The organism is Sphingomonas sp. MMS12-HWE2-04 (assembly GCF_044881185.1).
Taxonomy (GTDB): domain Bacteria; phylum Pseudomonadota; class Alphaproteobacteria; order Sphingomonadales; family Sphingomonadaceae; genus Sphingomonas.
The window spans coordinates 3,445,817-3,468,564 of the sequence record NZ_CP173254.1; the positions used below are offsets into that span (position 1 = coordinate 3,445,817).

Annotated in this window: 24 protein-coding genes; 5 read left to right on the plus strand and 19 right to left on the minus strand. The window is 66.2% G+C overall.

Annotated features, from left to right (window positions below):
* Positions 1 to 24: 24 nt before the first annotated feature.
* From pnp to AB2M62_RS16225, 11 genes are all read right to left on the minus strand, one after another.
* Positions 25 to 2,382: a polyribonucleotide nucleotidyltransferase gene (gene pnp, locus AB2M62_RS16175; protein ID WP_404335433.1), complete on the minus strand. Its 2,358-nt coding sequence runs from the start codon at positions 2,380 to 2,382 to the stop codon at positions 25 to 27.
* Positions 2,383 to 2,533: 151 nt separating this feature from the next.
* Positions 2,534 to 2,803 (minus strand): 30S ribosomal protein S15, encoded by a 270-nt coding sequence (gene rpsO / locus AB2M62_RS16180; RefSeq protein WP_404335435.1) that lies wholly within the window; start codon positions 2,801 to 2,803, stop codon positions 2,534 to 2,536.
* A gap of 23 nt (positions 2,804 to 2,826) precedes the next feature.
* The gene (truB, locus tag AB2M62_RS16185; protein ID WP_404335437.1) at positions 2,827 to 3,723 is read right to left on the minus strand and encodes a tRNA pseudouridine(55) synthase TruB; all 897 of its coding nucleotides are present in this window, start codon (positions 3,721 to 3,723) and stop codon (positions 2,827 to 2,829) included.
* Positions 3,724 to 3,763: 40 nt separating this feature from the next.
* Positions 3,764 to 4,363 (minus strand): thymidine kinase, encoded by a 600-nt coding sequence (locus AB2M62_RS16190; RefSeq protein WP_404335439.1) that lies wholly within the window; start codon positions 4,361 to 4,363, stop codon positions 3,764 to 3,766.
* Between the two features lie 18 nt (positions 4,364 to 4,381).
* On the minus strand, positions 4,382 to 5,065 hold the full coding sequence (locus AB2M62_RS16195) for a hypothetical protein (protein WP_404335440.1): 684 nt from the start codon (positions 5,063 to 5,065) through the stop codon (positions 4,382 to 4,384).
* 30 nt (positions 5,066 to 5,095) lie between these two features.
* Positions 5,096 to 5,497 (minus strand): 30S ribosome-binding factor RbfA, encoded by a 402-nt coding sequence (rbfA, locus tag AB2M62_RS16200; RefSeq protein WP_404335441.1) that lies wholly within the window; start codon positions 5,495 to 5,497, stop codon positions 5,096 to 5,098.
* Between the two features lie 172 nt (positions 5,498 to 5,669).
* Positions 5,670 to 8,387 (minus strand): translation initiation factor IF-2, encoded by a 2,718-nt coding sequence (gene infB, locus AB2M62_RS16205; RefSeq protein ID WP_404335443.1) that lies wholly within the window; start codon positions 8,385 to 8,387, stop codon positions 5,670 to 5,672.
* Between the two features lie 8 nt (positions 8,388 to 8,395).
* Positions 8,396 to 9,169, minus strand: coding sequence for a DUF448 domain-containing protein (locus tag AB2M62_RS16210; protein ID WP_404335445.1), 774 nt, complete (start codon positions 9,167 to 9,169; stop codon positions 8,396 to 8,398).
* The gene (gene nusA / locus AB2M62_RS16215; protein WP_404335447.1) at positions 9,150 to 10,778 is read right to left on the minus strand and encodes a transcription termination factor NusA; all 1,629 of its coding nucleotides are present in this window, start codon (positions 10,776 to 10,778) and stop codon (positions 9,150 to 9,152) included. The genes AB2M62_RS16210 and nusA overlap by 20 nt, the downstream gene beginning before the upstream one ends.
* A 3-nt stretch (positions 10,779 to 10,781) precedes the next feature.
* Positions 10,782 to 11,327, minus strand: a complete 546-nt coding sequence (gene rimP / locus AB2M62_RS16220; RefSeq protein WP_404335449.1) for a ribosome maturation protein RimP — start codon at positions 11,325 to 11,327, stop codon at positions 10,782 to 10,784.
* A gap of 126 nt (positions 11,328 to 11,453) precedes the next feature.
* On the minus strand, positions 11,454 to 13,292 hold the full coding sequence (locus AB2M62_RS16225; protein ID WP_404335451.1) for an alpha/beta hydrolase family protein: 1,839 nt from the start codon (positions 13,290 to 13,292) through the stop codon (positions 11,454 to 11,456).
* Between the two features lie 220 nt (positions 13,293 to 13,512).
* Here AB2M62_RS16225 and AB2M62_RS16230 point away from each other — a divergent pair, with 220 nt between their 5' ends.
* Positions 13,513 to 14,643 (plus strand): PQQ-dependent sugar dehydrogenase, encoded by a 1,131-nt coding sequence (locus AB2M62_RS16230; RefSeq protein ID WP_404335453.1) that lies wholly within the window; start codon positions 13,513 to 13,515, stop codon positions 14,641 to 14,643.
* Between the two features lie 6 nt (positions 14,644 to 14,649).
* Here the strand turns inward: AB2M62_RS16230 and AB2M62_RS16235 are convergent, their stop codons facing one another.
* The gene (locus tag AB2M62_RS16235) at positions 14,650 to 15,024 is read right to left on the minus strand and encodes a PaaI family thioesterase (RefSeq protein WP_404335455.1); all 375 of its coding nucleotides are present in this window, start codon (positions 15,022 to 15,024) and stop codon (positions 14,650 to 14,652) included.
* Positions 15,021 to 15,461, minus strand: coding sequence for a PaaI family thioesterase (locus AB2M62_RS16240; RefSeq protein WP_404335456.1), 441 nt, complete (start codon positions 15,459 to 15,461; stop codon positions 15,021 to 15,023). Before AB2M62_RS16240 ends, AB2M62_RS16235 begins: the two co-directional genes overlap by 4 nt.
* Positions 15,462 to 15,605: 144 nt before the next feature.
* Between AB2M62_RS16240 and AB2M62_RS16245 the strand changes: the two genes are divergently transcribed.
* Together AB2M62_RS16245 and AB2M62_RS16250 are read left to right on the plus strand one after the other, a co-directional pair.
* Positions 15,606 to 16,385, plus strand: a complete 780-nt coding sequence (locus AB2M62_RS16245; protein ID WP_404335458.1) for a crotonase/enoyl-CoA hydratase family protein — start codon at positions 15,606 to 15,608, stop codon at positions 16,383 to 16,385.
* Positions 16,386 to 16,439: 54 nt separating this feature from the next.
* Positions 16,440 to 17,639, plus strand: a complete 1,200-nt coding sequence (locus tag AB2M62_RS16250) for a thiolase family protein (RefSeq protein WP_404335460.1) — start codon at positions 16,440 to 16,442, stop codon at positions 17,637 to 17,639.
* A gap of 340 nt (positions 17,640 to 17,979) precedes the next feature.
* Here AB2M62_RS16250 and AB2M62_RS16255 read toward each other — a convergent pair whose 3' ends face one another.
* Genes AB2M62_RS16255 through AB2M62_RS16270 form a run of 4 tightly spaced genes read right to left on the minus strand, consistent with a single transcriptional unit; the run spans position 17,980 to position 19,666 of the window.
* Entirely contained in the window at positions 17,980 to 18,519 is a 540-nt protein-coding gene (locus AB2M62_RS16255; protein WP_404335462.1) for an SRPBCC family protein, read from the minus strand.
* On the minus strand, positions 18,512 to 18,958 hold the full coding sequence (locus tag AB2M62_RS16260) for an SRPBCC domain-containing protein (RefSeq protein ID WP_404335463.1): 447 nt from the start codon (positions 18,956 to 18,958) through the stop codon (positions 18,512 to 18,514). The genes AB2M62_RS16255 and AB2M62_RS16260 overlap by 8 nt, the downstream gene beginning before the upstream one ends.
* Complete coding sequence (locus AB2M62_RS16265) at positions 18,951 to 19,349, minus strand: VOC family protein (protein WP_404335465.1); 399 nt, start codon at positions 19,347 to 19,349, stop codon at positions 18,951 to 18,953. Before AB2M62_RS16265 ends, AB2M62_RS16260 begins: the two co-directional genes overlap by 8 nt.
* Complete coding sequence (locus AB2M62_RS16270) at positions 19,346 to 19,666, minus strand: ArsR/SmtB family transcription factor (RefSeq protein ID WP_404335467.1); 321 nt, start codon at positions 19,664 to 19,666, stop codon at positions 19,346 to 19,348. Before AB2M62_RS16270 ends, AB2M62_RS16265 begins: the two co-directional genes overlap by 4 nt.
* Before the next feature lie 112 nt (positions 19,667 to 19,778).
* Between AB2M62_RS16270 and AB2M62_RS16275 the strand changes: the two genes are divergently transcribed.
* Complete coding sequence (locus AB2M62_RS16275; RefSeq protein WP_404335469.1) at positions 19,779 to 20,138, plus strand: hypothetical protein; 360 nt, start codon at positions 19,779 to 19,781, stop codon at positions 20,136 to 20,138.
* Positions 20,139 to 20,427: 289 nt separating this feature from the next.
* Here the strand turns inward: AB2M62_RS16275 and AB2M62_RS16280 are convergent, their stop codons facing one another.
* Together AB2M62_RS16280 and rarD are read right to left on the minus strand one after the other, a co-directional pair.
* A complete protein-coding gene (locus AB2M62_RS16280) occupies positions 20,428 to 20,694 on the minus strand; it encodes a hypothetical protein (protein ID WP_404335471.1) in 267 nt (88 codons plus the stop codon).
* An 86-nt stretch (positions 20,695 to 20,780) separates the two neighbouring features.
* Positions 20,781 to 21,665, minus strand: a complete 885-nt coding sequence (rarD, locus tag AB2M62_RS16285; protein ID WP_404335473.1) for an EamA family transporter RarD — start codon at positions 21,663 to 21,665, stop codon at positions 20,781 to 20,783.
* A 131-nt stretch (positions 21,666 to 21,796) separates the two neighbouring features.
* Here rarD and AB2M62_RS16290 point away from each other — a divergent pair, with 131 nt between their 5' ends.
* The gene (locus tag AB2M62_RS16290; RefSeq protein ID WP_404335475.1) at positions 21,797 to 22,747 is read left to right on the plus strand and encodes a hypothetical protein; all 951 of its coding nucleotides are present in this window, start codon (positions 21,797 to 21,799) and stop codon (positions 22,745 to 22,747) included.
* The last annotated feature ends 1 nt before the right edge of the window (position 22,748 follow it).

Genomic DNA, 22,748 nt, shown 5'->3' on the forward strand with positions numbered 1-22,748 from the left:
TGTTCGTTCAGCCTAGCGTCGAACTCAGTCGTCGCCGCCGGTGAGGAATGCCGGCAGGCCGATATCGCCGCCGTCATCCTTGCTCTCCGAACGCTCGGGGCGCGGGCCACGATCGCCACGGCTTTCGCCGCGCGGACCACGGTCCCCGCCTTCGCGACGCGGGCCGCGATCGCCACCACGGCCACCGCCCCGCTGACGGTCACCACGATCGCCGCGATCACCACGGTCGCCGCGCGGGCCGCGATCGCCGCCTTCACGGGGCTCACGCGCCGGACGCGTATCTTCCAGCTCTTCGCCGGTCTCCTGATCGACGACGCGCATCGACAGGCGAACCTTGCCGCGCTGATCGATCTCGAGGACCTTGACCTTGACTTCCTGGCCTTCGCTGAGGACGTCCGAGACCTTCTCGACGCGCTCGTTCTTGATCTCCGAGACGTGGACGAGGCCGTCCTTGCCGCCCATGAAGTTCACGAACGCACCGAAATCGACGAGGTTGACGACCTTGCCGTTATAGACCTTGCCGACCTCGGCCTCTTCAACGAGGCCCTTGATCCACTTGATCGCGGCTTCGATCTGCGCCGGATCCGACGAGCTGACCTTGATCACGCCCTCGTCGTCGATGTCGACCTTGGCGCCGGTGGTGGCGACGATCTCGCGGATCACCTTGCCGCCCGTTCCGATGACTTCGCGGATCTTCGACTTGTCGATCGAGAAGGTCTCGATGCGCGGTGCGTGTGCCGACAGCTCCTCACGCGTGTGGTCGAGCGCCTTGGCCATTTCGCCGAGGATGTGGGCGCGGCCTTCCTTGGCCTGCATCAGCGCGACTTCGAAGATCTCCTTGGTGATGCCGGCGATCTTGATGTCCATCTGCATCGTGGTGATGCCTTCGGACGTGCCCGCAACCTTGAAGTCCATGTCGCCGAGATGATCCTCGTCGCCGAGGATGTCCGATAGGACGGCAAAGTCCTTGCCCTCGAGGATGAGGCCCATTGCGATGCCCGAGACCGGACGCTTGATCGGCACGCCGGCATCCATCAGCGCGAGGCTGCCGCCGCAGACCGACGCCATCGACGACGAGCCGTTCGACTCGGTGATGTCGCTGGTGAGGCGGATCGTGTAGGGAAACTCTTCCTTGCTCGGCAGCACCGGGTGCAGCGCACGCCATGCCAGCTTGCCATGGCCGACTTCGCGACGGCCCGGCGCGCCGAAGCGCCCGACTTCACCGACCGAATAGGGCGGGAAGTTATAGTGCAGCATGAAGTGCTGGTAGCTGAGGCCACCGAGACCGTCGATCATCTGCTCGGCGTCGCGGGTGCCCAGGGTGCAGGTCGCGATCGTCTGGGTCTCGCCGCGGGTGAACAGCGCCGAACCATGCGCGCGGGGCAGGAAGTGTGCCTCGGCCTCGATCGGACGGATCTGCTTGGTCGTGCGGCCATCGATGCGCTTGCCGTCCTTGAGGATGGCGGTGCGGACGATGTCGGCCTCGAGCTTCTTGACCTGCTTGGCGGCGACGAGCTGCTCCTGCGGGGTCTTTTCCGACATCGCGACCTTCGCCTTGGCGCGGGCCTCGTTGATCGCGCTCGAACGCTCGGACTTGTTGGTCAGCTTGTAAGCCGCCTCGATGTCCTTGCCGACGAGCTTCTTGAGCTCGGCCTTGACGGCAGTCGCGGTGTCGTCGCTCTTGAGCTCCCACGGATCCTTCGCGGCCTTCTCGGCGAGGCCGATGATCGCCTTGACGACCTGGCGGCAGGCGTCATGCGCGAACAGCACGGCGCCGAGCATGATCTCTTCCGAAAGCTCCTTGGCTTCGGATTCGACCATCATCACGGCGTCGTGGGTGGCCGCGACGACGAGGTCGAGATCGCCGGCGACAACCTGCTCGTCGGTCGGGTTGAGGATATACTCGCCATCGACATAGCCGACGCGTGCGGCGCCGATCGGGCCCATGAAGGGCACGCCCGAGATGGTAAGCGCTGCCGAAGCAGCGACCATCGCGAGGATGTCGGGCTCGTTCTCGCCGTCATAGCTCAGCACCTGAGCGATGGCGTTGATCTCGTTGTAGAAGCCCTCGGGGAAGAGCGGCCGGATCGGGCGGTCGATGAGACGCGATACCAGCGTCTCCTTCTCGGTGGCGCCGCGCTCGCGCTTGAAGAAGCCGCCGGGGATACGGCCGGCCGCGGAGAACTTCTCCTGATAGTGCACGGTCAGCGGGAAGAAGTCCTGGCCTTCCTTGACGTTCTTGGCGGCGGTGACGGCGCACAGCACCACGGTTTCACCGAGCGTCGCGATCACCGCGCCGTCGGCCTGGCGGGCAACCTTGCCCGTTTCGAGCGTCAGCGTCTTGCCGCCCCACTCGATCGATACAGTCTTCTTGTCGAACATTGGATTTCCTTCACTCCCGCTGCCCGATGCAGCGGGGGCCTATGGGCGGGCTGTCCGGCCCGTACGGTTCGGAGTGAGTGTCACCCCTGGGAGCCGCTGGCCGGAGTGCCGGCGGCCCGATTGCAAAAGGGCGCCCGAAGGCGCCCTTAAGTCACTTGCGAAGGCCAAGCTTCGCGATGAGTTCTGCGTAGCGTCCCGCGTCCTTCTTCTTCAGATAGTCGAGGAGCGAACGGCGCTTGTTGACCATCAGCAGCAGACCGCGGCGCGAGTGATTGTCCTTCGCGTGGGTCTTGAAGTGCTCGGTCAGGTTGACGATGCGCTCGGTGAGGATCGCGACCTGGACTTCGGGGCTGCCGGTGTCGCCGCTCTCGCGGCCATGTTCCTTGACGAGCGCATCCTTGCGCTCCTGCGTGATCGACATTGTCTTTATCCTACGACATCTTTTTACAGGTTGAAGCCGCGGACGACCCGGACGAGTCCGGATTGAGCCTCCACCAGCGCGACCGGCACAGCGTCCAGCGTCGCGAAGTATTGGCCATCTTCGGCGGCGGCCCCGGCCAGAACCTGCCCCTGGCGGAGCAGCCCTGCCTGGTCGGGCGTGAGGGATAGAGCCGGGATGTCGTCCAGCCCCGCCCTCAGCGGCAGGAGTAGGTGTTCAAGCGCGCGTGCCTTAGCGGCCTCGTCCAATTTGTCCAGCGAAATCGCCGAACCGAGGGTAAACGGGCCGGCCTTGGTCCGCCGCAGCAGGGTGACATGGCCGACCGTGCCGAGCGCCTGCGCGATGTCGCGCGCAAGGCTGCGGATATAGGTCCCCTTTGAGACGTGCGCGGTGAGCGTTGCCGAGTCCGCGTCCTGCGTCTCGAGGCTCAACGCATGGATCGTCACATTGCGGCTGGCGAGCGTCACCGCCTCGCCGGCCCGGGCGAGATCATAGGCGCGCTCGCCATCGACCTTGAGCGCCGAATATGCCGGCGGCACTTGCGCGATCGGGCCGGTAAACCGCGGCAGAATGGCCTCGATCCCGGCACGGGTCGGGCGTTCGTCCGACGTCGCCACCGGACTGCCCTCCAGGTCCAGCGTGTCGGTTTCCACGCCGAAGCCGATCGTAAAGGTATAGACCTTGTCGCTGTCGAGCATGCGCCCGGCCAGCTTGGTGGCCTCGCCGACCGCGATCGGCAGTACCCCGGTCGCCAGCGGATCGAGCGTGCCGCCATGGCCGACCTTGGGCATATCTCTCATCTTCGGGCCGTAGCCGGCGGCGCGCAGCGCGCGCTTGACCGCGCTCACGCCCTGGGTGGAACCGAGGCCAAGGGGTTTGTCGAGGATGATCCAGCCGTGCATGGCCGCGCCCTAGCCGAGCGGCGGGAACGCCGCCAGCGCCTCAGCCCTTCCCCTCGCCGCCATAGGCCGCCGTGCGCTGCATGAAGTGGCGCCGGCACAACGCGACATAGCGCTCGTTGCCGCCAATCTCCTTTTGCTCGCCCTGGCGCACGGCATTGCCTTGCGCATCGACGCGCAGGTTCATCGTCGCCTTGCGGCCGCACTCGCAGATCGACTTGATCTCGACGAGCGAGTCGGCGAGCGCGAGCAGTTCGGCCGAACCGGGGAAGAGCCGTCCCTGGAAATCGGTGCGCAGCCCATAGGCTAGCACCGGGATACCGACCTCGTCGGCAAGATGTGCCAGCTGGCGCACCTGGGCCGGCGAAAGGAACTGCAATTCGTCGACCAGCACGCAGGCAATCGGCGCACGGTAATGCTCGTCCTCGGCGATGCGGCGCAAATCGGTCGCCTCGTCGAAGGCAATGGCGCTGGCGCTGATGCCGAGCCGCGAATCGATCACGCCCTTGCCGCCGCGGTCATGGATGCCGGCGGTGAGCAGCAAGGTGCGCATGCCGCGCTCGCGATAGTTGAAATCGGCCTGGAGGAGCGTGGTCGATTTGCCCGCATTCATCGAGGCATAGTAGAAATAAAGCTTGGCCATGGGCGCTTCTTCCGAGGGTCAGCGCCGCGAGTAAAGCCCCCCGCGCGGTTCGCGCAGGCCAGTATCGCTGCGATCCACCTGAATCGATCGGGCTTCCACCATGCCGGTCCGCACATCGCCGATCATCCAGAGCGGCTGCCAGCTGCCGGGCCTTTCGGTGTAGTCGGCACTGCACGCATCGACGCGACTGATCGTCACCAGCACGATCGCGCGGCCGCCTCGGGTCCAGCGCGTGCCGCTGGGCAGGATCATGTCCGGGCGCAGGCAAGGATAGCGCCGCGATGCGATCTTCACCGCTGAGCGAACCAGCGCGGGGCGCTCGATCGGCTTGCCGCCGGCGATCTCGAAGATGCGCAACACGTCCATGAACGAGCCGACATGGTGATTGACGAAGAACCACCGCGAATTGGGCGCCCAATGGACCGTGAACGGCATGTCGTCGCTGAGGCCGGGCAGCCTGGCCACCACCCGGTCTTTTGCATCCCGCAGCTCGATCGGAGGCTGCCAGTCCTGATAGGCTCGCTGGACCACGGCGAAGCGTCCGTCCGGCGAGCGGGCCCTGCCAGGACAGGTCGCCACGAACTGATAGCCCTCTTTGCCTTGCCCGCCGAGCGCGCAATCCGTCTGGAGCGCACCGACCTGAGCATGTGCTGGCAGCGCCCAAAAGGTACAATGCAGGAGAAACAGGATCAGCGTGCGCATGATGCTATCATGCGCCACCGAGCGACGGAATCAATCCTCGTCGGAATCGCCAAGATCGCGCGCCACCTCCGGCGAGCGCAGCAGCTTGTCGATATGGCTGCCCTCGTCGAAGCTCTCGTCCGCTAGGAACTTGAGCCGCGCGGCGTATTTCATTTTCACCCGCGCCGCGACTTCGCGCTGGAGATAGGCAGTGTTGGTGCGCAGCGCCTTGATCACCGCATCCTCGTCCTTGCCGAGCAGCGGCTTCACGAACACCGTGGCGTGGCGCAGGTCGGGCGACATGCGCACTTCGGTGATCGACACAAGGTGCTTCGCCAGAACATCGTCATGAACGTCGCCGCGCTGGAGAATCTCGCTCAGCACATGGCGCACCTGCTCCCCCACCTTGAGCAGGCGGACCGAGCGGTTTTCGGAGGTTTCGGTGTGCTTCATGGCCAAACTCTAGTCTCGCCTGACGGGCGACGAAAGGTTCCCCTGCGAAAGCGGGGGTCCAAGGTCACAGGCGTCGCGCCCGGCGCTCCGGGCCCCTTGTTTTCGCAGGGGAACAGGACCGGCAGCGCGTGTGATCCGCCCCCCTCCCGCGCGAACGGGAGGGGGTTGAAGATCAGAGCGTGCGCTCGCGCAGCTCGACCTCGAAGGTCTCGAGATAGTCGCCCGCCTTGATGTCGGTGAAGTTCTGGCTGAACGTCACACCGCATTCCAGGCCCGCGCGCACTTCGGCGACATCGTCCTTGAAGCGGCGCAGCGAGGCGATCTCGCCCTGGTAGATGATGACATCGTCCCGGGTGATACGCGCCTTGAGCGCCTTGCGGATGACACCGTCGGTGACGAGCAGACCCGCCGCCTTGCCGTGCTTGCCTGCCGAGAAGACTTCCTTGATCTCGGCGCGGCCGACGACCGTTTCGAAGGCTTCCGGGCCGAGCTGGCCGGCCATGCCGGCGCGGATCTCGTCGGTCAGGTCGTAGATCACGTCATAATATTTGAACGCGACCTTGTTGCGCTCGGCGATTTCGCGCGCCTTGGCATTCGGACGGACGTTGAAGCCGATGATCGGCGCACCGGCAGCGCCGGCGAGCGTGACGTCGCTTTCGGTGATGCCGCCAACGCCGGCGTGCAACACGCGCGCCTTGATGTCGTCGGTGCTGATCTTGTTGATCGCCGCGACGATCGCCTCGACCGTACCCTGGGTATCCGCCTTGACGACCAGCGGATATTCCATCGCCTGCTTTTCCTTAAGCGCCGAGAACATGCTCTCGAGGCTGGCGGGTGCATTGGTCGTGCGCTTCTGGAGCGCGACGCCCTGGCGATATTCGGCGACTTCGCGGGCACGTGCCTCGTTCTCGACGACCTGGAGCGGATCGCCCGCCATCGGCACGCCGGAGAGGCCGAGCACTTCGACCGGAACGGCCGGGCCGGCTTCCTTGACCTGCTGGCCCTTGTCGTTGACCAGCGCGCGGACCTTGCCGCTCTCGGCGCCGATGACGAACACGTCACCCACCTTGAGCGTGCCGCGATTGACCAGCACGGTCGCCACCGGACCACGGCCCTTGTCGAGCTTGGCCTCGATCACCGTGCCTTCGGCCTCGCGATCGGGATTGGCCTTGAGGTCGAGCAGTTCGGCCTGGAGCTGGATCTTCTCGATCAGCGCGTCGAGCCCGATCTTCTTGAGCGCGGAGACTTCGACGTCCTGCGTCTCGCCGCCCATTTCCTCCACCTGCACGTCGTGCTCGAGCAGACGCTCGCGCACGCGCTGCGGGTTGGCGCTGTCCAGGTCGACCTTGTTGATCGCCACGATCATCGGCACGCCGGCCGCCTTGGTGTGGTTGATCGCCTCGATCGTCTGCGGCATCAGACCGTCATTCGCGGCGACCACCAGCACGACGATGTCGGTGATATCGGCACCGCGGGCGCGCATCTGAGTGAACGCCTCGTGGCCCGGCGTGTCGAGGAACGTGATCCGCGACTTGTCCTTCAGCGTGACCTGGTAGGCGCCGATATGCTGGGTAATGCCGCCGGCCTCGCCCTTGACGACATCGGTGCCGCGCAGCGCGTCGAGCAGCGACGTCTTGCCATGATCGACGTGACCCATGATCGTGACCACCGGCGAACGCGGCTGGAGTAGTTCCGCCGCATCCTCGCTGGTATCCGCCTGGATGTCGACGTCGCTCTCGGACACGCGCACGATGTTGTGGCCGAATTCGGTCACCAGCAGTTCGGCGGTGTCCTGGTCGATCGTCTGAGTGATCGTGACCGGCATGCCCATTTTGAACAGCGCCTTCACCAGGTCGCTGCCCTTCTCGGCCATACAATTCGCAAGTTCCTGGACGGTGATCGCCTCGGGGACGACCACGTCGCGGACCTGCTTGATCTGCGGCTCGCGCGGACCGCCGAACGAGCGACGGCTTTCCTTTTCCCGCGCACGCTTGAGCGCGGCAAGGCTGCGGGCGCGCGCGCCATCATCGCCGCCAAGGGCGCGATTGACGGTGAGCTTGCCCGACTGGCGGCGATCGTCGCCCTTGCGGTCGCGCTGCTGCGGACGCGCGGGTTCGGGGCCGCGGCGGATCGGGGCTGGGCCTCCGCCTACTGCGGGGCGCGCAGCCGGTGCCGACGGCGACGCGGCAGCAGCGGGACGCTGCGCCGGTTGCGCCGGCTGCGGCTCGGGCTTGGGCTGGGGCTTGGGAATCTCGGGACGCTGCACCGGGGTGAACAGGCGCGGCGCAGGCCGGCTGGGATCCAGCTGGATGGCAACCGGCTCAGGCGCGGGAGCAGGTGCAGGCGCTGGCGTCGGCTTGGGTGCCGTGGTCGGTGCCGCAGCAGGCGCAGGCGCGGGTTCCGGCGCCGGCTCGGCGGCCTTAGCCTCGGGCTCCGGAGCAGGCGCAGCCGCCTGGGCGGCCTCTGCCTCAGCGCGCGCCTTTTCCTCGGCGCGGCGGGCTTCGGCCTCACTGGCCTCGACACGCTCGCGCTCTTCACGGCGCCGCGCTTCCTCAAGCGCTTGCATCCGCTGGTCTTCGGCCTCCCGCAGCATCCGGGTCTGGCGCTCCTGCGCGGTCTCGTTCGAGGCGGGCGGGCGCGGGACAGCCACAGGCGCAGGCGCAGCAACCGGAGCAGCCGCTTCGAGCGCTGGCTCGGGAGCAGGTGCCGATGCCTCAGCCGGACCTTCGCCCGGCTTGCGGAAGACACGCGCCTTCTTGGTTTCGACGATCACCGTATTCTGACGGCCATGGCTGAAGCTCTGCTTCACCTTGCCCGTCTCGACCGTGCGTTTGATCGCCAGCGGCGCGCGCATGCCCAGTTTCGGCTTTTCGTTTTCAGTATCGCTCATGCGCGTGCTCAAAGTCCTTCAGTCGAGTTCGTCGTGTTCGGCGATCCGCTCGGCGGGAACGCCGATGCGCCTTGCGAGCCTGTTTCGCAAGGGCGGGGAGCGGGTTCGGGTCCGATAAAGTGCAGCCAGCGCGCGAGCGCTTCGCTCACGCGTTTGGCCGCCTTGGAATCTGTCAGGCCGGCATGTACCACATTTTCGCGGCCCAGCGCCAAAGACAATATGGTGCGGGAAAGCGGCAATGTTAAGCCCTTGCGCCCGCTTCCTTCGGTATCCGAGCCCACGCGCCATGCCTGGGCCAGCTTGCCGGCGCCGTCGCTGCCGGCGTCAGACGCATGCAGCAACAAGTGCAGCTTGCCCGAGCGCGCCGCCTTGTCGAGCTTCTCGCCACCGATAGTGACATAGCCCGCCTTGGCCTCGAGACCCAGGCGATCGAGCAGGTTGCGCTCAAGTTGAGCCGCAATGCGTTCGCCAAGATCGTCGGGGATCCGCAAGTCTTGCGTTTTGAACGCCCGCGCCAGCGCGCCCTTGAGCTTGCCCTTGGCCTGCGCGGCTTCGAGTTCGGCGCGCGGCACCCCGATCCAGGCGCCGCGGCCCGGGGCCTTGGCCCGAATGTCGGGAAGCACATCGCCGTCCGGCGAGAGCGCGAGTCGCACCAGCCCTTCGCGCGGCGATTCCTCGCGCGAAAGGATGCAGGTGCGCAGCGGCTCGCTCGCCTGCCCGGAGGCAGGCGAGGAGTCGGCCTTGGCGGTTACGCCAGCGGTATCATTGTTCGGAGTCCGCAACAGCGTCCTCCGCACCGGCCGCAGCCGGCTCTTCGTCATCAAACCAATGCGCGCGCGCGGCCATGATGATCTCGTTGCCCTGCTCGTCGCTCAGGCCATATTCGGCGAGGATCCCGCCCTTATCCTCGGCGCGCTCGCTGGTCTTGGCGTTCTCGGCGCGGCGGCGCGGCTCCTGGCGCTTCTTCTGCACCAGCTCGTCGGTCGCGAGATCCGCGAGGTCATCGAGCGTCTTGACGCCTGCCTTGCCGAGCGTGACCAACATCGCCTCGGTGAGATAGGGCATGGTCGCCAGATCGTCCTCGACGCCCAGGCTGCGACGCAGCTCGCGATTGGCTTCCTCGCGGCGATCGAGCGCTTCCTGCGCACGGCTCTGCAGTTCCTGGCCGAGCTCTTCGTCAAACCCTTCGATGCCGGCGATTTCGCCGAGCTCGACATAGGCGACTTCTTCGAGGCTGCCGAAGCCTTCGGCGACCAGTAGCTGGGCCAGCGTCTCGTCGACGTCGAGCTCGTTCTGGAACAGCTCGCTGTTGGCGACGAATTCCTTCTGGCGCTTCTCGCTGGCATCGGCCTCGGTGAGGATGTCGATCGCCTTGGCAGTCAGCTGGCTGGCCAGCCGAACATTCTGACCACGACGGCCGATCGCGAGGCTAAGCTGATCGTCGGGGACGACGACTTCGATGCGGTCATCCTCTTCGTCGATCACGACGCGGCTGACATTGGCCGGCTGCAGCGCGTTGACCACGAAGGTCGCAGTGTCCGGCGACCAGGGGATGATGTCGATCTTCTCGCCCTGCATCTCCTGCACGACGGCCTGGACGCGCGAACCCTTCATGCCGACGCAGGCGCCGACCGGATCGATCGACGAATCATGGCTGATCACGCCGATCTTGGCGCGCGAGCCCGGATCGCGGGCCGCGGCCTTGATCTCGATGATGCCGTCATAGATCTCCGGCACTTCCTGCGCGAACAGCTTCTTCATGAAGTCGGGATGCGCGCGGCTGAGGAAGATCTGCGGGCCACGATTTTCGCGGCGGACGTTGAGGATCAGCGAGCGGACACGATCGCCGACGCGAACGACCTCGCGCGGGATCTGTGCATCGCGGCGGATCACACCCTCGGCGCGGCCCAGATCGACGACGACATGGCCGAACTCGACGCGCTTGACCACGCCGGTGATGATCTCACCCATGCGGTCCTTGAATTCCTCGAACTGGCGCTCGCGCTCGGCATCGCGGACCTTCTGGAAGATGATCTGCTTCGATGCCTGCGCCTGGATGCGGCCAAATTCGATCGGAGGCAGCGGATCGACAATATAGTCACCGACCTTTGCGTCCTTCTGGAGCTTCTGCGCGCCCTTCAGGTCGACCTGCTTGAAATAATCGTCGACCGCCTCGACCACTTCGACGACGCGCCACAGGCGCAGATCGCCCGAGATCGGATCCAGCTTGGCGCGGATGTCGTTCTCGATGCCATAGCGGTTCTTGGCCGCGCGCTGGATCGCGTCTTCCATCGCCTCGATGACGATGGCCTTGTCGATCAGCTTCTCCTTCGCGACCGAATTGGCGATCGCAATCAGTTCGGCCTTGTTGGCGGAAATGGCAGTGGCCATCCTTTATCCTTCCACTTCGATAATCTTGTCGGCGCCCTCGGCAGAGAGCGGTGCGGTAGCGGCGATCAGCCGGTCGGTCATCAGCAGCTTGGCATCGGCCACCTGCGCGAACGGCACCGTGACTTCGCGATGCTTGCGCACATCAATGGTCACCTTGCCGTCTTCGGCGCCGACTAGGTCGCCGGTCAGCTGCTTGCGGCCATCCTCGGTAGGCTCGGCGAGGTTGATTCGCGCCTCATGGCCCTTCCAGTCCTCGAAATCCTGGAGACGAGTAAGCGGGCGATCGATGCCCGGCGAGCTGACTTCGAGCCGATATGCATAATCGATCGGATCGCGGCCCGCGGCTTCGAGCTCGTCGAGCCGATCCGAGATCCGGCGCGACAGGTCGGCGCAATCGTCGATCGTCAGCTGGCGCGTATCAGGGCGCTCGGCCATCACCTGGAGCGTGGGATCCGATTGGCCGCCGAACATCTTGACGCGCACGAGTGCCAACCCGAGCGCCTGCGCTTCGGGTTCGATCAGCTTCGTCAGTTCGGCGATGTTCGCCACGCACATGCTCCAAATAGCCAAGCAGCTTCAGCGCCGGAGCCCTGCGGGCCCCGACCTCGGCATGTTTGACGATGTCGAGAAAGCACGTGCGATATACGCGCTCCGCCCGATGGGGGCAAGAGGCGCTTATGCCGGATTATGTGCGTCGAGGAAGCGGCCCACCCGCTGGAGAAAATCTTCATTGTCCTCGGGCGTATCGAGGCTGTGGCCCGCACCGGGATAGGCGACATAGCCGTGATCGCGGCCCAGCCGGGTAAGCGCATCGTGCAGGCGAATCGACTGGTCGGGGGGCACGGTATCGTCGTCGGTGCCGTGGCCGATCAGGATCGGAACGGTCATGCGATCGACGAACTTGATCGGCGACAGCGCATCGAGCGATGGCGCCTTGCCCTGGATTCGCCGCCTCCACGCCCGGAACGGCTTTTCCTCGAACGTCTTGTGATCATAATCGAGCTGCGCGCCCACGTCGGAGATACCCGCAAAAGCGATCGCGCAGCGATATTTGTCGGGATCGCGCACTGCCGCCCACATTGCGGCATAGCCGCCGAAGGACGCCCCCATAATGCAGACGCGGCCGGCATCGGCTATGCCCTGCTGCGCCAGCCAGGCGACCCCATCATCGACATCGTCCTGCATGCCCCGGCCCCAGGCGCCATCGCCCTTTTCGACGAAATCGCGCCCGAACCCCGTCGAGCCGCGGAAATTGGGCTGAAGCACGGCATAGCCCTTTCCCGCGAGATACTGGACCCAGGGATCATAACCCCAATCGTCGCGCGCGAAGGGGCCGCCATGCGGCATCACGATCAGCGGCAGTTTCCGGGGATCGCGTCCGACGGGAAGCGTGAGATAGCCCGAGAGCATCAAGCCGTCGCGCGCCCGATAGCGTATCGCGGTCATCTCCGAGAGATGCGCGCCCGCCAGCGCCGCATTGATCGGCGCGAGCAGCGACGCGCGGCCATCGGAATAGAGATAGAAGGCGCCGGGATCGGTCGCCGCGCCGCTCCAGATCAGCAGCCGGCGCTCGTCGGCGCTGGACGAGAGGATTCGGTTGACGCGGCCAGGGATTGCCGCGTCGATTACCCGCTGGCGCGCGGCGAGCGCGGGATCGAACCACAAGGTTTGGTCTCGGTCGCCGCTGTAGCTTACCGCAAGCAACCGGCCGTCCTCGCCGGTCTCGAAACTGTCGACATCGACTTGCGGGTTCTCGTAGACGAGGGCGCCGAGCCGGCCCTTGGCGAAATCATAACGGAAAAGTCCGATCCGGCCGCTGCGGGCCTCGGCCATCGCATAGCCCTGGTCGCTGCCCCGCACTGCCTCGAACCGGCCCAATTCGATGCCGCGCGCGTCCTTGGCCGAGCGACTGAACCGATCGCCATCGTGGCGACGATAGAGCATCCAGGATTGCTTGCCCTCGACTGCCATGCCGGCACGGACCACGCCCGCCGAATCGACATACCAGTCCCAGACATGCGGCTGCGCGGCGACCGCGAGCCGCATCGCGCCGCTGGCAAGATCGAGCCGATAGACCGACGGGGTCTGCTGCTCCGGCGCGACGGACTCTAGCAGCAGGAATCCCGCAGAGACATCGATATGGATGACTTCGCTGCCCTCCGCGGCATCGCGAACCGGGCCAATCTGGACCAGACGCCCGCCGGCGACATCGACCGCAATCAGCCGGGTGGTCGGACGCGCGCCCTGCGTAAGCAGGCTGACCAGAAGCCGGCCAGGCGCCAGCCAGCGATACCATTCGAGCCGCTCGATCTCGGGAAGCGCGACCGGGCGCGCTCCCTTTGCTGGATCGTCGGCATCGAACAACGCGAGCCGCGGGCGACCGTCGACCAACGTCTTGGCGGCAACGAACGCGCCATCGGGCGAGAGCGCGGGATCCTCGATCGAGGCGGGCGCGACGAGCGCGGCGATGCTCGGCGGCGTGGTATCGGCCGAAGCCGCCCGGGAAAAAAGCACGCAGGCAGCCAGGGCTGCCGACAGCAGTCGCATTGTTCGCATCGACTTGGCCCCCGCTAAGCTCGAATGCCCGCATGATGCCCAAAGGCATAAAATTGCGCAATTCCGGATTCATACGCAACTTAATACCGGGGTCGAAATGTTTTTGGCGGCAGCTGGATGACGGAGACACATGCAGCCGTTAGGCGTTTGCGCCGAAACCAGAATGGAGACCGGTCCGATGAAGTCGCTGATCCTGCTTCCCGCCGCGTTGCTCGCCGCCTGCAATCCGCAATCGGGAGCCCAGGCGCAGGAAAGGGCGACGTCTGCGAGCGCAGGCAAGCCGTTCACTGTCACCACCATCGCCGATTTCGACGCACCCTGGGCAATGACCTTCCTTCCCGATGGCCGGATGCTGGTCACCGAGAAGGCGGGGACGCTGCTGCTCGTCTCGGCCGACGGCAAGACCAAAACCCCGATCGCCACCATGCCGGTGATGGCCGAGGGCCAGGGCGGGCTGATGGATGTGGTCCTCCATCCGAAATTCGCGCAAAATCATCTGGTCTATTTCAGCTATTCTGAAGCGCGTGCGGATGGCCTCAAGGGCGTAGTGCTCGCGCGGGGAACCTTCGTCGAAGGCGCTGTGCCCGAGCTGGGCAAGATCGAGACGCTGTTCCGCGCAAACAGCTATGTCGAGGGCAACGGCCATTTCTCAGGCCGGATCGCCTTCGCGCCCGACGGCCATCTGTTCTTCACCAACGGCGAACGGCAGAAATTCACACCGGCACAGGATCCCAAAGTGACGCTCGGCAAGGTGCTGCGCCTCAACGACGACGGCACGCCGGCGGCAGGCAACCCGCTGGCGGCCAAAGGCTTCGATCCGACAATCTGGTCTTATGGCCACCGCAATCTACTCGGCATCGCCTTCGACGCGAAGGGCAACCTCTGGGAGATCGAGATGGGCCCCAAGGGAGGCGACGAAGTCAATCTGGTTCAACCGGGCAGGAATTACGGCTGGCCCAACGCCTCGAACGGCAGCAATTACGATGGCAGCGACATCCCCGATCACAAGCCTGGCGATGGATTTGAGCCACCCAAGGTCTGGTGGAATCCGTCGATCTCGCCGGCTGACCTGATCGTCTATTCGGGCAAGGCTTTCCCGCAATGGCAGGGCGACATCTTCATCCCCGCGCTCTCGGGCAAGGCGCTGATCCGAGTCGACGTCAACGGCACCAACGCGACCAAGGGTGACCAATGGGATATGGCCGCGCGCATCCGTGAAGTCGAACAGGGGCCGGACGGCGCGATTTGGCTACTCGAGGATGGCGGTGAATCGCAGGGACGGCTGCTCAAGCTTACCCCGGCCCGCTAGGCCCGATCAGCGCGCGATCAGGAAATTGATACGCGCCGCGGCGATCGGCCGGTCGGGCTCGTCCTGCCACGCACGCGCCTCAACATTGGCGACGCGGTTTCCCAGCCGTGTGACATGGCCGCGGGCGCGCGTAAGCTTGTCGCGGCCGCCGCGCATGTAATCGACGGTGAGGTTGATCGGCTTGATCCGGGCGTTGGAATCGTCGCCCAGCGCCTGTTTGAGCGCGGCGATCGCAGCCATTTCGAGCAGTCCGCCGATCGCGCCGCCATGCAGGAACGCGGGCCGGCCGAGCAGATGGTCGCCGAACGGGAGCAGCAAGGTTGGCGCCGTCTCGCCAGGCTCGAGGCTGATCCCGAGCAGATCTGCATAGGGCGGCATCACCAATATGCCTCCGCCGCCATGAACGTGCCGGCGACATGCGCCAGCGGATCGTCGGGATCGCCGTCATGCGCCTGACCGCGGACGAACGCTACCGAGCGGGTCAGCCTATAGCATTCGCCGCGCCCGATCACCGTCGCGTCAGGCTTGGCTGGGCGCAGATAATCGATGCGCAGGTCGAGCGTTGCGTGCGGACGGAAGCCGCCAAGCTTGAGCCACACCGCGAGGCTGGTCGCCATGTCCATCAAGGTGAGCACGGGTCCGGATGCGAGCACGCCGGTCTCGACATTGCCGACCAGTTCGGGGCGATAGGGCAGCAGCAGTTCAGCCCAGTCATCGCCATGGGCCTGATAGCCGAGCCCCAGCCGCCCACCATGGCCGCCGCGCCCGGCGAGCAGGATGCGGGGGTCGAAGGCCCGGGGTGCGGCGGCGTCGCTCATCGCCGCTCGTTTAGCGCCGCATCATGGCGATGTAACGCGCGTTCGCGCCGGGCGTCGCGACGATCGACTGCTCGCCAGCGCGAAGCGCCTCCCCATGGCAAGGAATTGCCCTATGCTTTGCTCCAAGCAGGACGAGAGGAAGCCATGACCGAGACGCGCGTGACCATCGCCATCGCCGAGGGCGTCGCCGACGTCCGCCTGGCGCGGCCCGACAAGCTCAACGCACTCGATCCGGCGATGTTCGCCGGCATCATCGATGCGATCGCGACGCTCGCCGCGGCGCCGGGGCTGCGCGCAGTGGTGTTGTCGGGCGAAGGGCGCGGCTTTTGCGCGGGGCTCGACATGGCGAGCATGGCGAGCGCCGGATCGGGCATCGACCTCGCGGCGCGGACGCACGGGCCGGCCAATGACTTCCAGCAGGTCGCGTGGGGCTGGCGGACGCTGGCGGTGCCGGTGATCGCGGCGCTCCACGGCGTGGCGTTCGGCGGCGGGCTGCAGATCGCCAGCGGCGCGGACATCCGCATCGCCGCGCCGGGCACGCGGCTTTCGGTGATGGAGATTAAATGGGGCATCGTCCCCGACATGGCCGGCTATGCGCTGTGGCGCGGCAGCGTGCGCGACGATGCGCTGCGCGAGCTGGCCTATACCGCGCGCGAGTTCGACGCCGAGGAAGGCCGGGCGCTGGGCTTCGTCACGCGGATTGCCGACGACCCGCATGCCGAAGCGATGGCACTGGCGCAGGCGATCGCCGGGCGCAACCCGCACGCGATCCGCGCGGCCAAGCGGCTCGCCAATCTGGAAGGCGATGCCGGAGGCATTCTGACGGCCGAGAGCGAGGAGCAGGCGGCGCTGCTGCGGACGCCCAACCAGATCGAAGCGGTGATGGCCAACATGCAGAAGCGACCGCCGCGTTTCGAGGATTGAACTCCGATCCGGTTCGGCATACCCAATTCTCGAAAAACAAACCGAGGAGCGGGCATGCGCGAGGCTGTGATCGTATCGACGGCACGTACCGGCGTGGGCAAGGCGGGGCGCGGCTTTTTCAACGATATCGAAGCGCCGGTGCTCGCCGCGCATGTGATGAACGCGGCGGTAGCACGGGCGGGGATCGATCCCGCGCGGATCGACGACGTCTTCTATGGCATGGGCAACCAATGGGGAACGCAGGGCGGCAACATGGCGCGGATGGCGCTGTTCGCCGCCGGCATCCCCCACAGCGTGCCGGCCTTCAGCCTCGACCGGAAATGCGGATCGGGGCTCACGGCGATCGCGCTGGCGGCACGATCGATCATGACCGACGAGATCGACGTCGCGCTGGCCGGCGGCATGGAATCGATCAGCCTGACGATGCAGAATGCCCCGCGCTATGTGAACCGATCGGTGACCGAAAGGGTGCCGGCGGCGTATATTCCGATGATCGAGACCGCCGAGATCGTCGCCGAACGCTATGGTATCAGCCGCGCCGCGCAGGACGCCTTCGCGGCGACGAGCCAGCAGCGCGCGGCGGCAGGGCTCCTGCGCGGCGCCTTTGCCGAGGAGATCGTGCCGATCACAGTGGAAAAGGCGCTGCTCGACAAAGCAGGCAACCGCATCGGCAGTGAGACGGTGACGGTGACCCAGGACGAAGGCATCCGCGGCGGCACGACCGAGCAGGTTCTGGCGGCACTCCGGCCGGTGTGGCGGGACGGACAGTTCGTGACCCAGGGCAGAAACGTCACCGCGGGCAACGCCAGCCAGCTTTCCGACGGCGCATCGGCGCAAATCCTGATGGAGCGAAAAGCCGCCGAAGCCGAAGGCAAGGAGATACTAGGCATCTATCGCGGCTTCCAGGTCGCGGGCTGTGAGCCCGACGAAATGGGGATCGGGCCGGTATTCGCGGTGCCGAAATTGCTCAAGCGGGCGGGGCTGAGGATCGGGGACATCGGCCTGTGGGAAATCAACGAGGCGTTTGCGAGCCAGTGCCTCTATTGCAGCAACACGCTGGGGATCGATCCCGAGACGCTCAACGTCAATGGCGGCGCGATCGCCATCGGGCATCCGTTCGGCATGACCGGGAGCCGGCTGGTGGGGCATGCGCTGATCGAGGGACGCAAGCGCGGGGTGCGATTCGTCGTCGTCTCGATGTGCACCGCAGGCGGCATGGGCGCGGCGGGATTGTTCGAAATTCCGCAGGATTGAACAAGTTTCGACGCGTTATACGGCGATTTGTCCGGTTAGGGCGCCGCCGGCGCGCTTGCGGGGGGGGGCGCCAAGCTGCTGATTTCGCGCAGGTTGTAGGAAAATTGCGGCTTAGAGTCGCAGAATGCATGCGAATCGTGAAATTCCGTTGCGCGGGAAGGTAAGTTTGTTGCGCGGCGGGGGACCGGCGCTTTGACGGGTTCAAAGAACGACGCTTGGCCTAGCATGGCTGGGCGGGTGTAGGACAGCGCGGCCAGCTCATCCGCGATGAAAAGGGAATTGCTTGCGGCGATCCCCCTCCACCACGCCCTGCGCTTCCCTCCCGTTTCGGGGAGGATCTTTAGTCGAGGCCGACTGCCGCCGCCGCGCGCGCTTCGGACTCGGCATGGAGCGCCCAGAAATTGGCGACCGGCTCGCCGGCCAACCGCTTCTGGAGCACCGCGAGATGCGCACCCCAGCCGCCGCCGAAATTCTTCGCATCGCCCGGCCCGCGCAGCCCGGCATGGGTGAGCGTCAGCCGGGTGCGCCCCGACCCTGCCTCGACCAGTTCGATCGTCACTTCGCCGGCATCGCCATCGTTCCAGGTGAAGACGAGGAGCCGCGGCGGATCGATCTGGGTGATCGTTTCCGACCAGGCCTTGCCCTGGTTGCCCGCATAGCGCTCCGGCGCCGGCACGGCCTCGTCGGACAGCGCATCATGATTGAAGGTGAAGCCCAGCTTGCCGCCCGCGTGCGGATCGGTGGGGCCACCCATCAGCCAGCGCGCGCGCAGTTCGGGATCGATCAGATAGTCCCACACCGTCTCGATCGGCGCGGCGAGATCGCGTTCGAAGCGTAGTGTCTGCGCGGTGATCGTGTCGGAAGAAAGCGTGTCAGCCATTGTCCGTCTCCAGAGTGCGTGCCAGGCCTTCGAGGATCGTCGTCCAGCCCTTGCGGGTCTGGTCCTCGTAAGCGGCCCAGGCGGGGTCCATTTGATGGGTGAGCGTGAGCGTGCAGCCCGCAGCGCCGGGCGCGATGTCGATCGCCACGCGGGTCCACTGCCCCGCCTCCGCCGGATCGGCCGAGAACAGGAAGACGAGGCGGCGCGGACGATCGATTTCCTCGAAGCGCAGGCGATGGCGGGCATCGCCGCCCGCCCGGCGCTCGACGATCAGCGCCTGCCCGCCGACGCGCGCGTCGATCTCGACGGTCTGCATCATGCCATCGGGCGTGGCGAACAGGAAGCGCCCGGCAATCGCCGGATCGAGCCAGGCATCGAACACGCGCTCAGGCGCAGCGGCGAATTCGCGCGTTATGGTGAGGACGATCGCGTCACTCATGCGAGATTGACCTGCCACGAGACGCCGAAGCGATCGCTGGCCCAGCCAAAGCGCGTGCTCCAGCCATAAAGTCCGGCGGCATCAGCACCTGCCCGCCCTCGGACAGCGCGGCGAACAGCGCATCGAATTCGGCGCGGTCGTCGCACGCGACGAAGAAGGAGAAGGACGGCGTGAAATCGAAATCGTGGGCGACGAAGCTGTCATGCGCCATCACCGGCTGGCCGGCGAGCACGACCTCGGCGCGCAACACCGTGCCTTCGGGGCCGGGGCCTTGGGCGCCGAAGCGCTCGATCGCTTCGATGCGGCTACCGGGCACGGTTTCGACATAGAAGTTCAGCGCGGCCTCGGCCTTGCCGCCCTGGAACATCAGGAAAGGCGTGACTTTGGTCATTTCGGCTCCTCGCGCAGCAGCGCCTCGAGCGTGTCGAGCCGCGTGTTCCAGAAGGTCTCCCACTGTTTGAGCCATTGCTCGGCCTCGGCGAGGGGCGTGGGGTTGAGCCGGCACAACTGGGTGCGGCCGACCTTGCGGCGCGTGACCAGCCCTGCCCCTTCGAGCACCTTCACATGCTTCGACGCGCCAGCGAAGCTCATCGCCAGCGGCTCGGCGAGCGCGCCGATCGACTGCTCGCCCAGGGTAAGCGCGGCGAGCATGCCGCGCCGGGTGGGATCGGAGAGCGCGTGGAAGGTGGCGTCGAGTCGTTCAACCATGTGGTTTAATATTCCCGCCTCGCTCTATTAGTCAACCATCTGGTTGAACATGCGTGACGGCTGTTCCTCGGCTGCCGGGTGCGGCAAGGGTCAGGCCGAACAGGAGAGCGCGATGACGAGTGCGGAAAAGCCATGGAATGGCGAACAGGTGCGCAACTGGCTGGAGCGCCGGCTGGCGGCGGCACGGCTCGACCAGGCGGCGGCGGACCGGCGCGGCTATGAGGCGCGGGACGAGTATGACCAGGCCGCGGCCGAGGAATGGATGTGCCGCGCGCTGAAGGATGCGGCCGAGACCGACGATCAGGCGGCGCTCGCCAAGCGGCTGAAGGCGCTGATTGCGCAGGACGGGTATCCGGTGACCGGGATCTATGACGATGTGCGGTGCGAACGGCATGTTCGTGGGCATCTGCGGAAGCTGGCGAAGATGACCAAGGCCAATGAAGGGTTCGAGAAGACGCTGCGCTATCAATAGGGCGCGCGCGATTGGTGACGTCGGCTATCGCCCCAATTGCCGACGTTCCTGTTTCCGTCACCCCGGCCTTGAGCCGGGGTCCCGCTTCTTCTGGAGTTGGCGAGAGGCTCGAACAGAGCATGCCGCTCGGGATTGAAGCCCTTGATCCCTGCCAAGAGCAAAAAGAAGCGGGATCCCGGGTCAAGCCCGGGGTGACGAAGAGAAGGTCCGCTTTCCACCCATCTCGGACATTCGCGTTGCACAAGCGGATCGCGAAAGCCGACGGTCAGCTATCGCCCAATTGCGGCCATCAGCGGTGCTTGAATGTCCAACTTCGATCTTCGCCGGGTTCGCCGCTAAAGAGGTAAGTGATGTCGTCGATCGCCCCGCCTGGCCAGACAACTAGTTCGCGTTCGTTGATGAAGTCGACTTGCATAGCATCGCCAGTTGTCGAAGCGTCCCAAACGAGCGTCAGTTTGTCGCCGGGTTCAAGCTCAAAGCACTCAGGCCATGGTTCGACGGAAACATAGATCGCTCCATCCTTGCGATTTGTGAAAGTCTGCTGAGTGCGCGCCATCGGGGCAGGATAGACCTTTAGTGAGCCGGAAGCCAATGGCAGCTTTCCACCCAGTTCCTGCCATCCCGCCCTTCTCGATTCACACCCTAAATCCGCGCCCGCGCCGCGCGGACGCTGTCCCAGGTGAACAGCGCGCAGCCGGTCCAGATCAGCGCGAAGGTGACGATGTGGACCAAGTGGAGCGGCTCGCCGAGCGCGAGCGCGACGCAGAATTGCAGCGTCGGCGCGATATATTGAAGCAAGCCCATCATCGACAGCGGCAGCCGGCGGGTGGCGGCGGCGAACATCAGCAGCGGCGTCGCGGTGATCACCCCGGCGGCGAGGATCAGCGCGTTGGTGCCCGGTGACGTGCCGAAGCCGGTGGTGCCGGCCTGCGCGGCGTGGAGCAACCAGCCGGCGGCGAGCGGGGTGAGCAGCACCGTCTCGACGGTGAGCCCGCCCAGCGCATCGATCGCCGCGACCTTCCGCACCAGCCCGTAAAAGGCGAAGCTGAGCGCCAGCGCGATCGAGATGCCGATCGCCCCGCCCCCGCTGACCGCGAGGATCACCACGCCGACCCCGGCAAAGCCGATCGCCACGCCCTGCAGCCGCCGCAACCGTTCGCCGAGCACCAAGATGCCGAGCGCGACGCTGACCAGCGGATTGATGAAATAGCCCAGGCTCGCCTCAAGCACATGGCCGTGCTGGACCGCCCAGATATAGACGAGCCAGTTGACCGCGATCAGCGCGGCGCTGGCGATCAGATAGAGCAAGGTGCGGCCGCGCGCGGCGGCGAGCACGGCGCGGCCGCGGCGCAGCGCCAGCACGATCGGCACCAGCAGCACCACCGACCAGACGACGCGGTGCGACAGGACCTGGAGCGCCGGCACGCCCGAGAGCAGGTGGAAATAGATCGGAAGCACGCCCCAGATCGCATAGGACCCGATGGCAAGGGCGATGCCGGCGCGATCGGGGGCGTTGGTCTGGTGCATGCGCTTCCCTTCACCGCATCACGGCGGGCGGCGCAAGCAAGGCGCGCTTGGCGCCGGCAAAGCTGGCGATCAAAAAAGGGGGATTGCGCCCGCGACGCGTCGAGATAATTTGCCCGCCAGGGGGAAATTTCATGATCGAAGAGACGAGCGAACCGGCGCGGGACTCGGCGCGCTATGGCCAGCCGGTGGTGGCGACGCTGGCCGGCGGCGCGGCGCTGGTGCTGGCGGCGATCGCCGGGCCGTGGATCGTGCCCGAGCAGCCGCTGGGCGTGCTGCTGGCGGGCGGGGCACTGATCGGCGCGGTGCTTTGGCTGATCGGCTATCTCTCGACGACGCGGCATTCGGCGCTGCCCTGGGTGGCGGGATCGCTGGCAGTGCTGCTCGCCGCGGGCGCGGGCGCAGGCTTCGTGATGCACGGCCAGTATGAGAGCTGGGCGCGCGCCGACGCGAGCAGCTTCGCCGAACTCGAGCTGGGGCCCGAGGGATCGCCCAAGCTGCCGCAGGGGATCGCCGGACGCGGGCCGATCTCCAAGCTCTATGCGCAGACGGTGCAGGCCGATGGCGGCGATGCGCGCGAACTCGGCGCGGCGATGGGCAAGGCGGGGCTGGGCAACCTCAACAGCCCCTATCTGCTCCAGCAGGACCCGCGGCTGATCGAGAATTGCGGCGTGATCGCCGGATTGAAGCAGCTTGCCGCCGACCAGGCGAAGCGCCGCGGCGAGCGTCATGCCGCGCTGGCCAAGGCGATCGATACCGCCAGCCTGCCGGCTTCGGCCCGGCAGGGCATCGCGCTGGTGGCGCAGGGCCCCGATGGCGCCGCGCTGCTCGCCAACCAGCAGGCGATGCTCGACGCGAGCACCGCGCTGTGCACGATGCTGGCGGGCAAGCGCTGGACCAACAATATGGGCTATTTCGGCTTTGGCAGCGGCAGCGATGCGGCGGTGTTCGCCCAGGTGCAGGTCAGGCAGCGCATGCTCGCCGACGGGCTGGGCGCGATCAACGGCGCGGCGGCCGAGCGCTTCACCTCGGGCCGCGAAATGGTGCGCGATGCGCTCAGCCGCTCGGTCTATACCAGCGGCTAGC